11 protein-coding genes and 4 tRNA genes are annotated in these 12,447 nt (G+C 46.5%); 11 read left to right on the top strand and 4 right to left on the bottom strand.

From position 1 onward, the window contains the following. Positions 1-277 precede the first annotated feature (277 nt). The 3 genes from AC50X8_RS25320 to AC50X8_RS25310 form a co-directional block, all read right to left on the bottom strand. Positions 278-988: an ABC transporter permease gene (locus tag AC50X8_RS25320; RefSeq protein WP_494882222.1), complete on the bottom strand. Its 711-nt coding sequence runs from the start codon at positions 986-988 to the stop codon at positions 278-280. Next, complete coding sequence (locus tag AC50X8_RS25315; protein ID WP_494882220.1) at positions 985-1,911, bottom strand: ABC transporter ATP-binding protein; 927 nt, start codon at positions 1,909-1,911, stop codon at positions 985-987. Before AC50X8_RS25315 ends, AC50X8_RS25320 begins: the two co-directional genes overlap by 4 nt. 85 nt (positions 1,912-1,996) lie before the next feature. Continuing rightward, complete coding sequence (locus tag AC50X8_RS25310; protein ID WP_494882218.1) at positions 1,997-3,565, bottom strand: FAD-dependent monooxygenase; 1,569 nt, start codon at positions 3,563-3,565, stop codon at positions 1,997-1,999. A gap of 125 nt (positions 3,566-3,690) precedes the next feature. On the opposite strand from AC50X8_RS25310, the gene AC50X8_RS25305 reads away from it, so the two are divergent. Beyond that, positions 3,691-4,335 carry a TetR/AcrR family transcriptional regulator gene (locus AC50X8_RS25305; RefSeq protein ID WP_056033091.1) on the top strand — a complete coding sequence of 215 codons (645 nt, stop codon included), beginning with the start codon at positions 3,691-3,693 and terminating at the stop codon, positions 4,333-4,335. An 89-nt stretch (positions 4,336-4,424) separates the two neighbouring features. Here AC50X8_RS25305 and AC50X8_RS25300 read toward each other — a convergent pair whose 3' ends face one another. Then, positions 4,425-4,655: a site-specific integrase gene (locus AC50X8_RS25300; RefSeq protein WP_494882216.1), complete on the bottom strand. Its 231-nt coding sequence runs from the start codon at positions 4,653-4,655 to the stop codon at positions 4,425-4,427. Positions 4,656-5,361: 706 nt separating this feature from the next. Here AC50X8_RS25300 and AC50X8_RS25295 point away from each other — a divergent pair. The 10 genes from AC50X8_RS25295 to AC50X8_RS25250 all read left to right on the top strand — a co-directional run bounded on the left by AC50X8_RS25295 (position 5,362) and on the right by AC50X8_RS25250 (position 12,413). Further along, positions 5,362-6,402: an ABC transporter substrate-binding protein gene (locus tag AC50X8_RS25295; protein WP_494882214.1), complete on the top strand. Its 1,041-nt coding sequence runs from the start codon at positions 5,362-5,364 to the stop codon at positions 6,400-6,402. A 341-nt stretch (positions 6,403-6,743) separates the two neighbouring features. Further along, positions 6,744-8,243 carry a helix-turn-helix domain-containing protein gene (locus AC50X8_RS25290; protein WP_494882210.1) on the top strand — a complete coding sequence of 500 codons (1,500 nt, stop codon included), beginning with the start codon at positions 6,744-6,746 and terminating at the stop codon, positions 8,241-8,243. Then, a complete protein-coding gene (gene nfsA / locus AC50X8_RS25285) occupies positions 8,243-9,016 on the top strand; it encodes an oxygen-insensitive NADPH nitroreductase (protein ID WP_494882205.1) in 774 nt (257 codons plus the stop codon). The genes AC50X8_RS25290 and nfsA overlap by 1 nt, the downstream gene beginning before the upstream one ends. Before the next feature lie 414 nt (positions 9,017-9,430). Next, positions 9,431-10,273, top strand: a complete 843-nt coding sequence (locus AC50X8_RS25280; RefSeq protein ID WP_056033104.1) for an ABC transporter ATP-binding protein — start codon at positions 9,431-9,433, stop codon at positions 10,271-10,273. Between the two features lie 196 nt (positions 10,274-10,469). Then, positions 10,470-10,544, top strand: a tRNA-Gly gene (locus tag AC50X8_RS25275). A 6-nt stretch (positions 10,545-10,550) separates the two neighbouring features. Further along, a tRNA-Arg gene (locus tag AC50X8_RS25270) sits at positions 10,551-10,627 on the top strand. A gap of 24 nt (positions 10,628-10,651) precedes the next feature. Continuing rightward, positions 10,652-10,728 (top strand) — tRNA-Pro (locus AC50X8_RS25265). Positions 10,729-10,734: 6 nt separating this feature from the next. Continuing rightward, a tRNA-Gly gene (locus AC50X8_RS25260) sits at positions 10,735-10,805 on the top strand. Positions 10,806-11,112: 307 nt separating this feature from the next. Then, positions 11,113-11,634: a hypothetical protein gene (locus AC50X8_RS25255; RefSeq protein WP_494882203.1), complete on the top strand. Its 522-nt coding sequence runs from the start codon at positions 11,113-11,115 to the stop codon at positions 11,632-11,634. A 44-nt stretch (positions 11,635-11,678) separates the two neighbouring features. Beyond that, positions 11,679-12,413 carry a class I SAM-dependent methyltransferase gene (locus AC50X8_RS25250; RefSeq protein WP_056033110.1) on the top strand — a complete coding sequence of 245 codons (735 nt, stop codon included), beginning with the start codon at positions 11,679-11,681 and terminating at the stop codon, positions 12,411-12,413. Positions 12,414-12,447 lie beyond the last annotated feature (34 nt).

Genomic DNA, 12,447 nt, shown 5'->3' with positions numbered 1-12,447 from the left:
CACCCTGTGGGCCCCCCCCCACTTCCCCGCCAGTGCGCCGCGACAACGCATTTCTTCTTGCAAAGTCATGCTTTTAGCGTAAATCCGGGACATTATTAATGTGACTGCCACAGTCGCTTTTCAACCTATGCAGTTTATGGTCGTATATAAGCGGAACAATGTCATTTGTTATGTCCTGGAGTGAGGCTTTTTTGGCGGAAGTAAACGATAAGGGAATCACGGTTGTAAAGATATGTCCGGGATCTACCGAATAACTTGTTTGAGGTTATGGGGACACTCATCGTTGCTCCCTGTTTTGCAACCATTTAACCGTCCCAATGAAGCCTGCTAGTCCTGTTATGAATACCAGAAAATAACTAATGCCCGTCAAGGGGAAAAGAGCTACTCCGTTTTCCTTCAAATGCAAAGCAGGAACAGACCAAGGTAGATAAGCACCAATAGCGGTTGGCCCGATTACCAGTGCCAGCATCAAAGTTGTAAAAGCAAAGCCGATCGGTACCAGATAACCGCGTGAAATGCAGGCCAATAGGGCAAGAGGTGCACTTATAGATAGGTGAAGAATTCCAATTGTAAGTATCAGGAAAAAATAATGCTGTACAGTTGCTGATGAGAATCCAGGTAGTCCAGATGCGAAACCAACTATTACGGCGTATGCTAAGCTGATCAGCATCATCACAATACACCAGAATACAATTGCGGTATATTTGGCAATTGCTATTTTACCGCGCGATATAGGCAGCACTAGCAGATCCTTAAGTGTTCGATCGGAATACTCACGGCCAAATGTCCAGCTTGTTATCAATCCAAATCCCAGCAGCCCAAATACGGATGCATACAAAAACACAATCTTTTCAAAAAAGGAAGACCAATCGGACTGCCCCAGGAACAACGTGATAACGAACAAGGTGAACAGAAGCGTCCCCCATAAAACAAAGGATCGACGCAATTTATAAATCTCAACGCTGCAGGCTGTCAACAACTGTCTCATTCGTTGTTCCCTCCTCGAGCTCTGATTACTTTGAAAAAATAATGCTCCAGATTCTCTTCTTCAATTTTAAGCATGGCGAGCGGCACTTCATGATGCACAAGCAATTTCGCAATATGTTCGGGATGATTAACGGCATGATCATCCGTTAGCGCTAGGCAGTTATTCGAAGTCGAATGTACCGTATACCCAGAGTCAGATAGAATAGATAGAGCCTTCCAAGCATCCTTCGTTCCGATCATCAACTGCTTTCGGCGAATTGCTTCAAAGTCTTTTGTTGTAAGTTCCTCCAGGAGTACACCCTTGTGAATAATACCGATTCGAGAAGCCAATTTGGAGATTTCCTCAAGGATATGGCTCGATATAAAGACGGTAACACCATGTTGAGTTGCTAGAGTTTTAAGCATTTCACGAATTTCTACAATTCCCGCGGGGTCAAGCGCATTGGTTGGTTCATCAAGAATCAGAACGTCCGGTTTATGAATTAATGCTTTGGCCAATCCAAGCTTTTGCGCGTTGCCCAGTGACAAATCTTTGGCCTTGGTATTCGCGTATTCAGCCAATTTTAATTGCTCCATCATATCGTTAACTGTCCTTGGAACCATTAATCCTCGCAACCTGGCCATCAAGTTCAAGTTTTCCCTAACTGTAAACTGGGGATAAGCATAAGGGACTTCCACCATATAACCTACCCGTCTGGACAAGTCGAAATTCCGGTTGGTCCATCGCTGACCGAATAGATATACTTCTCCGGAAGAAGGCTTGCTCATGCCGAGAAGGGCACGGATAGTTGTCGTTTTCCCGGCGCCGTTTAACCCTAGGAAGCCATAGATTTCTCCCTTCTTAACGGAAATCGAAACCCCATCCACTATGACTTTATTTCCGTATTGCTTTGTCAGGTTAACGGTTCGAATAATATCTTCCATAGTAACAGTCCCTCCATAGCCTTGATTGAATGCATTCTATAAAAGAGCCGGCGGCATCTGAGAATGCCCGCCAGCCTGACTCAAATCAAATAGCGCGATAAATAGAGTTCAAGTATTGTGGAATCGATGAAGTGTCCTCAATAGGGGTGCGTAGCGCAATATAACCATCGGGACGAATCAATATGAGTTCTTCGTTTGTTACATCGTATACTCGATAGGCATTTCCTGCCGTGTCGATTATGCCTTTGGCTTCCCCCGCATGGGAGGGCAGAATGCAATGCACGTGGAGTTCGTCGTAAGTGAAGTTCTCCAAAGAAGGATGATCTGAGCAATTTACAAAAGCTAATAGCGTCCAGTGTGGGCCGCGGAACAGGTCAAAAGCACTTCCAGCGAGCCCTGTGCCTTGAAGACTCTCGGCATTAGGAGCACGATCTCCGGGCAATGAACGGGTAACATTCGTTCGAGCAGACGGACGGGTAAGAGAACTTGACCGGTAAGAAATGAGAAGTCCGCTCGTCAGATCGTCGGATATGGCGCTTAAGGATTGGGACAACGCTATGCTTTCAGTCGCCGTTCCTACGACCCCTCCCATCTTCTTTGTGCTGTCCTCAAGCACGGCTCGAGCTACGGGGTGGCGCTCCTCATTATACGTGTCGAGCAAGGCGGGGCCTGCTCCTCGTATGACGGCTGTCAGCTTCCATCCGAGGTTGTAAGCATCTTGTATCCCCGTATTCATGCCTTGGCCACCGGCCGGCGAATGAACATGAGCGGCATCGCCAGCAAGGAAAACTCTGCCGTTGTGGTAACATTCAACCATGCGGACGTTGATCCGGTAGATGGATAGCCATGAGGCATCCGTGAGCCGGACACGTCCGGCGCCTGCTCGTCGGTCAATCATGGCTTGGTACTCTTCTAGTGACGGCTTCTCCGGTTCTTCGATTTCTGCTGCAATTGTAGCCTGAAGTTGCCAAATGTCCGAATTCGGCAATGGTGTCACCCCGACCATCCCCTCTGGAGATGTCCAGATATGGATATGGTCACGATCCAGCCCCTCCAAACGTACATCGCCAAGGTACCACCGCTCATGATCGTGTGTTTCCCCAATCAGCGGCAAATGAATAAACTTGCGGATATTGCTTTTGCCCCCGTCAGCGCCAACTACATATCGGGCGCGAATTTGCTCTTCTCCTTGTGGTGTATTCACGATTACCGTTACACCATCCGAATCCTGAACAAGCCCAACTGCTTCCACGCCCAACTCAACTTGACCGCCAAGCAACGCATATCGGTCGCGCAATGCTTTTTCCACATCAAACTGAGCAATCCAGACCGGATCACGATAAGGTGTCTCAAGTTCGGCGCTGGCTGCCACGGTAATAGCCGGCTTGTCCACGCTTCTGCCATCTGGGGTATAATAACGGACAGGCAAATCCACGACGCCTGTGTCAACAAGGTAGCGAACGGCCCCCAAATCATCGATGACTTCAAGCGAGCGGGGCTGGATTCCTTTGGCGCGAGATGCTACGTTATACAAGGTGCTTCGTTCAATAATGCGATGGTCTACGTTTCGACGGCCAAGGTCGCACGCAAGTGTAAGTCCGGTTGGTCCGGCTCCGACAATGAGAACATCAACAAAAGATTGCATGGTTTTCATGGATAAAACCCTCCTTGATTATTGCTTTGTTATGCCACAAATGATATACTACACCGTATAGTGTAATTTGTAAAGCGAAACAACGAGTTTTGAATTATTTGCTCATACTAGGGGGAAACTTGAGAATGGATCATACGGAAAACAAGAAAATCCGCAAAGGCTCTTCAGACAAACGAGCTAAAATTATTGCGGCGGCACGAGACCTGTTTCTTTCAGAGGGGTTTGATCGTACCAGCGTCGATACGGTCGCAGCTAAAGCGGGAGTTTCCAAACGGACAGTTTATGATTATTATGGGGACAAACAGAACTTATTGCTCACTGTTCTCGAAGAAACCAGTTCGGCGGTTCTGGACATGATTGAGCAAGGAATTTCAGACCACCTCAGGGAATTCAAGGATTTGAATCAGGCGCTCATCTTATTTTGCGAACAAATTGTTGATTCTGCGAATGGTTCGTCCGATTACACCGCTTTGATCCGTCTAGTTCTGACGGAAGCCGCGAATCTGCCAGCCTTATTCCTAGAAAGGCTGGACAACGCGACGGAAGAGGGGATTATCAGGAGGTTTACAGAGTTTGGACAAACCGGATTACTCAATGTGCCCGATCCTGAAATGGCTACAAAGCACTTCGCTGCATTAACGTTTTTGTTGGTATTCAATCAACCTAGAAAAACTGGGACTTTGGAGGAGGAACAAACCAAACGTATAATTACTGAAGGTGTACGCGTCTTTCTTTGCGCCTATGGACAACACACCGTTCAAAATAAATGATCTGACGGCCTGTTCGAACGTAATTTGCTGGTTTTGCGGCTCGACGGATTGCTCAGGAGACTGCAAGCTATTGTTTCGACGCGCCATTGTTATTCCGCCTCCTGTTCAGCGGATTGCAGTAAAAACTCAAAAGGGCTGGATTTTTGATGCTGCAGATGAATGTCGTTGCCGAAAAATGCGATATAGCGGCGAGTCATATCCAACGTGGAATGCCCCAAAATATATTGAAGTGTAAGGAGATCGCCGCCATTGAAAAGGTACATTTTTGCCATTGTGTGTCGGAAGGTATGGCAGGAGCCCCGAACACCTTTGAGTGCCACTTTTTTGCAATGATTTGTTGTTCAAGGTAATCCAGATTTCTTCAAATGGTAGTGTACCGCGTTCCTGTATGAACCGTATAAGTGCTTTAGCACACGTCATTTGAATCGGTACGATCGGTAAAGGTGACCAGCATTTGATTTTGGGCTTTCATCACCTTAAGTCCTTCTGCCAGATTGGTTCCCTTATTGCCGTCTTGCCATAAAAATTTGAAGAAGCCTTAGCAGGTACGGATGAGACCGTTCGTGGTGTTGGCCGTGAGTTTTCATGGAATAAATCATCCTTTCCTCGGGAAGGATTAGTGAGAAAAAGATTAGCGCGAAGACTGCTTATCGGTTGCACTAAGCAATAGGGAATATGCACTCGCTAAATCTGTGCAAAAATCGATGTTTTGGATTTCGAAAAAAAGTTTGCAATCGGCGAGAAAACTTGATATTATAACAATTTTCGCTAAAACGAGCGGAATGAATCACCGCCTAGGTACTCACCAATCTTAGGATCTGGCGTTTCACAACGTGGGGGTTCAAGTCCCTCCACGCGCGCCATTTAATTAAATTCAACCCTTTTTATCTGAAAAAGATAAGAAGGGTTTTTTGATGTTTTTTATCAAGGTCCTTCCTCCAATTTATCCAGTAAAGTACGCCCGATTTTCCATGTTGCTTGTAGGTTTGATTGTGTATAATGGCATAGCAGTGAGAATTACTATCAATGAAGAAACAGAAAAGGGTGGGTTCGGTGGTAAATGGAACAAGGAAATACACGATTAGGTTAGCAACGCTGCTTATAGGATGTCTAATCGTTCTCGCAGGCTGTGGTACAGCGGCAAATTCGGGCTCGGAATCAACAGCGTCTCCAGCACAACAGACAAATGCAGCGACGGGGCAGGAGCCAGCTGCCGCTTCTAATACACGTATAGTCACTGACTCATACGGAGAGAAGGAAATTCCGGCTAATCCGCAGCGCATTTTTTCAGTGAGTGCTACTACGCCATTGCTGGCACTAGGTATTACGCCGATTGGCGGCTTGAATTATGAAATTACACCGGATTATTATTTAAATAGTTATAAAGATCAAATTACGATCGCTGGAGATTATCCGATTAATTATGAGTCGGTTTTGGAATTGAAGCCGGATCTTATTATTGCTTCTTCCTTTGTTGAAGCCGATGTTGTTGACCAGCTGAGCAAAATTGCACCTACGGTAATTTATCCATGGGGAGTAAACTTGTATGAGCAGCTGAAGTTCATAGCCGGTATAGTAGGGAAAGAAGCAGAGGCCGAGCAGTGGATTAAGCAGCATGAGGAGAAAGCGGCGAAATACAAGGAAGAGATTAAGCAGTATGTTGAGCCAGATGAGACAGTTGCTGCGATCCAAATTTTTAAAAACTCGTTCCAGGTAGCTGGCAATCGCAACATGGGGCATGTGCTTTATGATTTGCTGGGGCTTAAACCGCTGCCATCCATTCAGAAGCAAATTGATGATAGCGAAGATTATTTTGTGTATACCGATTCGCTATCGCTTGAAAAACTGCCGGATTATGATGCGGATCGGTTGATCGTGAAGGTAGATATTACGCAGCCGGGTTCAGAGCAATTTTTTGAAGAAATGCAGCAATCGGCGATTTGGAAAAGCCTTTCCGCAGTGAAAAATGGCAAAGTATATATCGTACCGCATGATAAATGGTGGTCCTATACGTTGTTTTCGACCGACGCTTTGCTGGATGAAACGATGCAGTTATTCAAAAAATAAACGAACAGCTAGCAATGAAGCTTTCCTGATTCAATGGGAAAGCTTTTTTTTATAAATATAGGAAAGGATATGGTTTTTCCATCCTTTCTCTATGTTTCTACGCGAAACGGAAGCTTTGCCGCCAAAGGATGGCTTCAGCCGTTTACGCTTGGGCATTTTTCCGCTACAATAAAATGATAGCATTTTTGAGAACGGTTATCATATTGGGAGGGGAACAAGGTCGAATGGCGGATAAGGGTGAACACCTAGATGATTTGCAGCTCCGCTGGGTTCAGATTACCAAAGGTTCATGTACTGGAGGGTTACCAGCGCTGTCTCAAAACGCTAGGGCATATACGTTATTGGCCATAACGCAAGGAACGGCAGCTGTGTTGTTCCAAGGACATCCTATATTGCTTCAGCCAGGCACCTGCGTTCTGTTTGAGCCCAATTCAACTATAGAGGTCAATGGAACGGTGGATGGACGGATTCAGTATTATTCGCTTGAGTTTGAAGCCGCGTCCGCGAGTGTTGAAGAGGATGGCAAGGAGCTGCTCTCCTTTGCCTTGGGCTATCCCTTCTTCATAAAGCCGTTTGCCCCATTCATGGACGTTATGGATTCATTGTTTGATTTACGAACGGCTGTGAGCGGAATGGAGCGATTTAAGCGCAATATTAACCTGCAGGAGGCCATTTATTTATTTGCTGCCGCCGCTGCGGCTTCTAACGACTCCAGGGATGCGGAGCATGCCGTACAACGAACGATTTTATATATGAAGGAATACTATAAAAGCAAAATAATACTGCCGGAGCTCGCGAATTTAGCGGGTGTGGGTATACGACAGTACACTCATTTGTTCAAGCAGGTGACGGGAGCAAGCCCGATGGATTATTTGGGCAAGCTGCGCATGGACCGGGCTAAGAAGCTGCTGCTGGTCGCTTCGAATGATATGGTCACAGTAGCCAGCCATGTTGGCTTCAAGGATGAATTTTATTTTAGCCGAAAGTTTAAGCAGCAGGTGGGCGTATCGCCCCGGGTATATATGCAGACGAGAGAGCCCCGGGTTATTGGCCTTCTCTATACATCGCATTTGCTGGCCCTTGGTCATGTGCCTGTAGGTGCCCCCGATTACCATCTATTCGAAAATTATTATGTGCGTGAGCATGCAAGAGCAATGACCCCGTTCAAATGGGAACCATGTGACATGGATGCTGTTCGTGCTATGAAGCCTGACTTGATTTTAGGTTATGAGCATATGCTGTCTGAGGAGCAGGAGCAGCTTAGCCAGTTGGCCGAGGTTATTCCTATCGATTGGCATGCCCAGGACGTATATGGGCAGCTGCGACAAATTTCAGCCATTGTAGGCAAGCGGAAACAGGAACGAGAATGGATGGAACGGCATTTGGCTAAAGCGGATCAAGCGAGGGAACGGGTCCAGCGTCTTATTGGTGGCAAGGAGACATGCGCCGTGCTGGTCATGGAAAGCGATACGTTCAGAGTGGTAGGGGGCCGAAATATGGGACATGTTTTTTTTCAGACACTTGGCCTCAATCCCCATCCGCTTGTGAAGCAGCATATGGAGGCGGGAGCGCCGTTTATTTTTTCCGAGCCTAAACCGTATCATGAGCTGTCAAAATACGACGCCGATCGGCTCATAATTATGGTCAATCCGAAGGATAAAGGAGCTCCAGAAGCTTTTAAGCGATTGCAAATGTCCGAACGCTGGCAAAATCTCGCGGCAGTCCGCAGTGGCAGCATGCATATGGTTCCTTTTAACAAATGGTGGGTGTATTCACCGCTGGCCATTGATGGGCAGCTTGATGAGGCGGTTGCCCTTTTGCACAACGAAGATGTAGGTTAATGAGTAAAACTATATATAGAAATGAGTTGATCATGATGTGGCCTGAAACGATAGACGTGCTGCTTAATCACCGCTCCATACGGAAATTCAAATCGACCCCCATTCCACAGCCGACACTGGCAAAAATAATAGAGGCGGCGCAGCAGGCTTCTACCTCAAGCAGTATGCAGTGCTTCACGGTAATCAACGTGAGTAACCAAGATAAGCGGAAACAGCTGGCCGAGCTTTCCGGCAACCAGGCGTATATTGAGGAATGCCCAGTATTTCTCGTCTGGTGCGCGGATCTGTTCCGTTATGAACAGGCAGCCAAGCTTCATTTTGAGGGCGATATGACGAGCACGGTTGAAAATTTTATCGTTGCCACAGTCGATACTGCGCTGGCAGCTCAAAATGCAGCAATCGCGGCAGAATCGCTTGGCTACGGAATTGTCTATATTGGCGGTATCCGCAACAATCCGCAGGAGGTTTCAGCGCTATTAGGGCTGCCATCGCATGTGTACCCCGTATTCGGAATGTGCATGGGGGAGCCGGATCAAGCGCCGCTGAGGCGTCCAAGATTGCCACAGCAGGCGATTTTGCATGAAGACAGCTATGATCAGAAAGCAGTGGAAAGCGGCATTCGGGAGTATGACGAGACGATTAGGCAGTATATGCTGGAGCGGTCAGAAGGAAAGCTGAATACGAGCTGGTCCGAATCAATGGCGGCCAAAATCAATCATCCGCGTCTGCATATGGGCGAGTTTCTCCGCAGCAAAGGCTTCTTGCAACAATAAGAAGCCGTTAGGCGGGGTTTGGGCTGTGCAAATTTATTTTAGCCTTAACAATTGCTTTATTTTCATTGACTTTATACGTGAGAACGATTATCATTAATTATTGAATGATACTGATAATAGTTATCATGCTTAATGAATGATAAGTCGTGTGTTTTTAAAATATAAGCATTTATAAGTTTCACACTTATAATGGGCTTATATTTCAACGCGAAACGGTAGCTTTGGCGCCAGAGGACGGCGACAGCCGTTTCACCTTGAAATATAGGAAAGGGTAACCTAACGCTATCCTATCTCTATATTTTTCGGAATGAAACGCGCCGCGCCGCCAGAGGATAGCGACAACCGTTTCACCTTATATAATAAAATCAGCAAAAAACCCGTATAAGCGGGCATCGGAAGGAGCGTGCATGTCACATGATTCGCCTCACAACATCGAATCTCGACATTGCTTATGATGAACGGTTAATCGTTCAAGATCTGAATATTGCTATCCCACAAGGAAAAATTACTGCGTTGGTAGGGTCTAACGGTTCGGGTAAATCGACGATTTTGAAAACGATGGCTCGTCTGATGAATCCATCTGCAGGCAGCGTATTGCTGGATGGGAAGTCGATTCATAAGCAAGCGACGAAGGAAGTGGCGAAGCAGCTGGCGATTTTGCCGCAAAATCCGACTGCTCCAGATGGTCTGACTGTATCTGAGCTTGTATCGTATGGACGTTTTCCTTATCAGAAGGGCTTCGGCTCTGTGAGCAAGGATGACCGTAAAATTATTCAATGGGCGATTGAAGCGACAGGAATGGTTGATTTTGCAGACCGTCCGGTTGACCAGCTGTCAGGCGGCCAACGCCAGCGTGCCTGGATCGCGATGTCTTTGGCGCAAGAAACGGATATTTTATTTTTGGATGAGCCAACCACGTTCCTTGATATGGCGCATCAGCTCGAAGTATTGCATTTGCTTGAGAAGCTTAACGAGGTTAATAACCGGACGGTCGTTATGGTTGTCCATGACTTGAACCACGCTTCGCGTTATGCGCATCACATGATCGCGATTAAAAAAGGCAGTGTCGTTGGCGAAGGCTCGCCGCAACAGGTTATGACACCGGAGATTTTGCGCGAGGTGTTTAACATTGAAGCGGATATTATGCCTGATCCGCGTACCGGTGTTCCGCTGTGCATGCCGTATGCGCTCGCAGGCGAGTCGGCTGCATCCAAAGTCATTCTTGATAAGAAACCGGCATTAGCTGGAGTCGTATAGTTGGTCATCAAACCGTGCTGGAAGGAGCACGGTTTGATGTTTTTATGGCGAGACATGCAGCGAAGGAAAGCTCAGCACGAGGAAAAAAGTTTTTTTTGAAAAAGAGCAAATAACAGTTGCAATTCCCTCCGCAACATGATATATTATTACTTGTCGCCGCGATGAAATACTTGAGAAATACAGGCGGAAATATAATGCGGACGTGGCTCAGTGGTAGAGCATCGCCTTGCCAAGGCGAGGGTCGCGAGTTCGAATCTCGTCGTCCGCTCCATATTGTGTGCCCTTAGCTCAGCTGGATAGAGCGTTTGACTACGAATCAAAAGGCCAGGAGTTCGAATCTCTTAGGGCACGCCATTTCTTTACAAAAGAATCGTCTGTCGGGACGTAGCTCAGCTTGGTAGAGCACCTGGTTTGGGACCAGGGGGTCGCATGTTCAAATCGTGTCGTCCCGACCATTATTTGCGGGTGTAGTTCAATGGTAGAACTTTAGCCTTCCAAGCTAATAGCGTGGGTTCGATTCCCATCACCCGCTTAACGAAGAGAAAGACTTGAAACCCTTGTGCAGCAGGGGTTTTTTGCTTGCTGTTTTTTCAAATTCGGACGAGTACTTTTGGTCTATGGGGCAGATCGTGGGGCAAATCTCAGCTTTTTTGGTTTTAATGCCTCTAATTACGAAGAAAGCCTTGCGGCATGCAAGGCTTTTTGTTATGGGATATTTTTGATCCATTGTTAGGTCGCTGCGTGGGATTGTCATTATTTGTAGAAAAGTGGAGGTAAAGAGCGGAGCAATGTTGTATAATTTGTTAATTACATACTTGAAGCGAAGGGAATGATTGTTAATGGTAAAAGCGATTGTAAGTTTAGTTGATGGATTGAATTTGAAGGACCCAGAGGCGCAACTGGAGATTACATTTGATAACGAATATTTGATTATCGTAGAGCATGCTTATAAAGGCTTTAAAAGAAATGTGGAAAACACATTCAAAATTCCATTGGCTAACTTTCTTGAATCAACGCTGACAACAGACAAGGACATGGAAGAGGTTCAAAAAAGTGTAATCGGCCGTGGAATTGTCGGTGGACTTATTTTTGGTCCAGCAGGGCTGGTATTAGGTGGCATGTCGGGCATCGGTACAAAAAAAGGGAAAACGTTGCAAGTATATATCGTATCTTACGTGTCCTCTTCGGGAGACATTAATAACATTACCTTCAAAATGCCGCTTCCAATGGTTAGTGTTACCCGGAAATTTGACCAGATATTAAAAAAGAACATGCAATTGGTTCTAAGAAGCGAGGCTGCTTTAAAAATATTAGGTGATATGGAAGATCAAAAATCAGGTCCATCAGAAACGATCTTATAATTTCTACCCTCATTCCGCCTAAAGTAATGGAGGTCTGATAAATATTGAAGCAGAACAAATATGATGAGTCCTCTTTTTTCACAAATTATAGCCAGATGGCTCGTTCGATTGGGGGACTGGACGCCGCTGGAGAATGGTCGTTCTTTCGGCAAATGCTTCCGGAGCTGGCTGGTACAAAAGTACTCGATCTAGGCTGCGGGTTTGGCTGGCATTGCCGCTATGCGCGGGAGCAGCTGGCCCGCTCGGTTGTTGGGATTGACCTTTCGGGCAACATGCTGGAACGGGCAAAAGAAATGACGGACGATGAGCAGATTGAATATCGCCAGCTTGCGATTGAGGACATCGATTTTCCAGCAGAGGAGTTCGATATCGTTATTAGCTCGCTTGCGCTGCACTATGTGGAGCAATTGGGTGACCTTTTCAAGAAAATCCATCATTGCTTGGCGCCAGGCGGAGCTTTTGTATTTTCAGTCGAGCACCCGGTGTTCACTGCGCTTGCGGGGCAGGACTGGCATTATGGGGTAGAAGGGGAAAAGCTGCATTGGCCGCTTGATGATTATCATCGGGAGGGCCTGCGCCATTCCAGATTTTTGGAGCATGATGTCGTTAAATACCATCGTACGGTTTCAACTTATATGAACCTTTTGCTTGAATCCGGGTTTGAGCTTAAACAGCTTTCGGAGCTTGCGCCAACGAAGGAGTTGCTGGATAGCCATCCAGCTTGGCAGGAGGAAATGCGCCGTCCGATGTTTTTATTAGTTTCAGCGGTGAAGAAATAGAAAAATATAATGAAAGACATTTGCTGCAAATGCA

The sequence above is a fragment of the Paenibacillus sp. JT22N15 genome, assembly GCF_059383755.1.
Note: the sequence above shows the minus strand (reverse complement) of the source record. Positions and strands in the feature narration are given on the sequence as shown.

Excerpts from the sequence above, each read along its gene's own strand:
- AC50X8_RS25320 (WP_494882222.1), bottom strand. The coding sequence starts at position 988 with ATGAGACAGTTGTTGACAGCCTGCAGCGTTGAGATTTATAAATTGCGT.
- AC50X8_RS25315 (WP_494882220.1), bottom strand. The coding sequence starts at position 1,911 with ATGGAAGATATTATTCGAACCGTTAACCTGACAAAGCAATACGGAAAT.
- AC50X8_RS25310 (WP_494882218.1), bottom strand. The coding sequence starts at position 3,565 with ATGAAAACCATGCAATCTTTTGTTGATGTTCTCATTGTCGGAGCCGGA.
- AC50X8_RS25305 (WP_056033091.1), top strand. The coding sequence starts at position 3,691 with ATGGATCATACGGAAAACAAGAAAATCCGCAAAGGCTCTTCAGACAAA.
- AC50X8_RS25295 (WP_494882214.1), top strand. The coding sequence starts at position 5,362 with ATGAAGAAACAGAAAAGGGTGGGTTCGGTGGTAAATGGAACAAGGAAA.
- nfsA (WP_494882205.1), top strand. The coding sequence starts at position 8,243 with ATGAGTAAAACTATATATAGAAATGAGTTGATCATGATGTGGCCTGAA.
- AC50X8_RS25280 (WP_056033104.1), top strand. The coding sequence starts at position 9,431 with ATGATTCGCCTCACAACATCGAATCTCGACATTGCTTATGATGAACGG.
- AC50X8_RS25255 (WP_494882203.1), top strand. The coding sequence starts at position 11,113 with ATGGTAAAAGCGATTGTAAGTTTAGTTGATGGATTGAATTTGAAGGAC.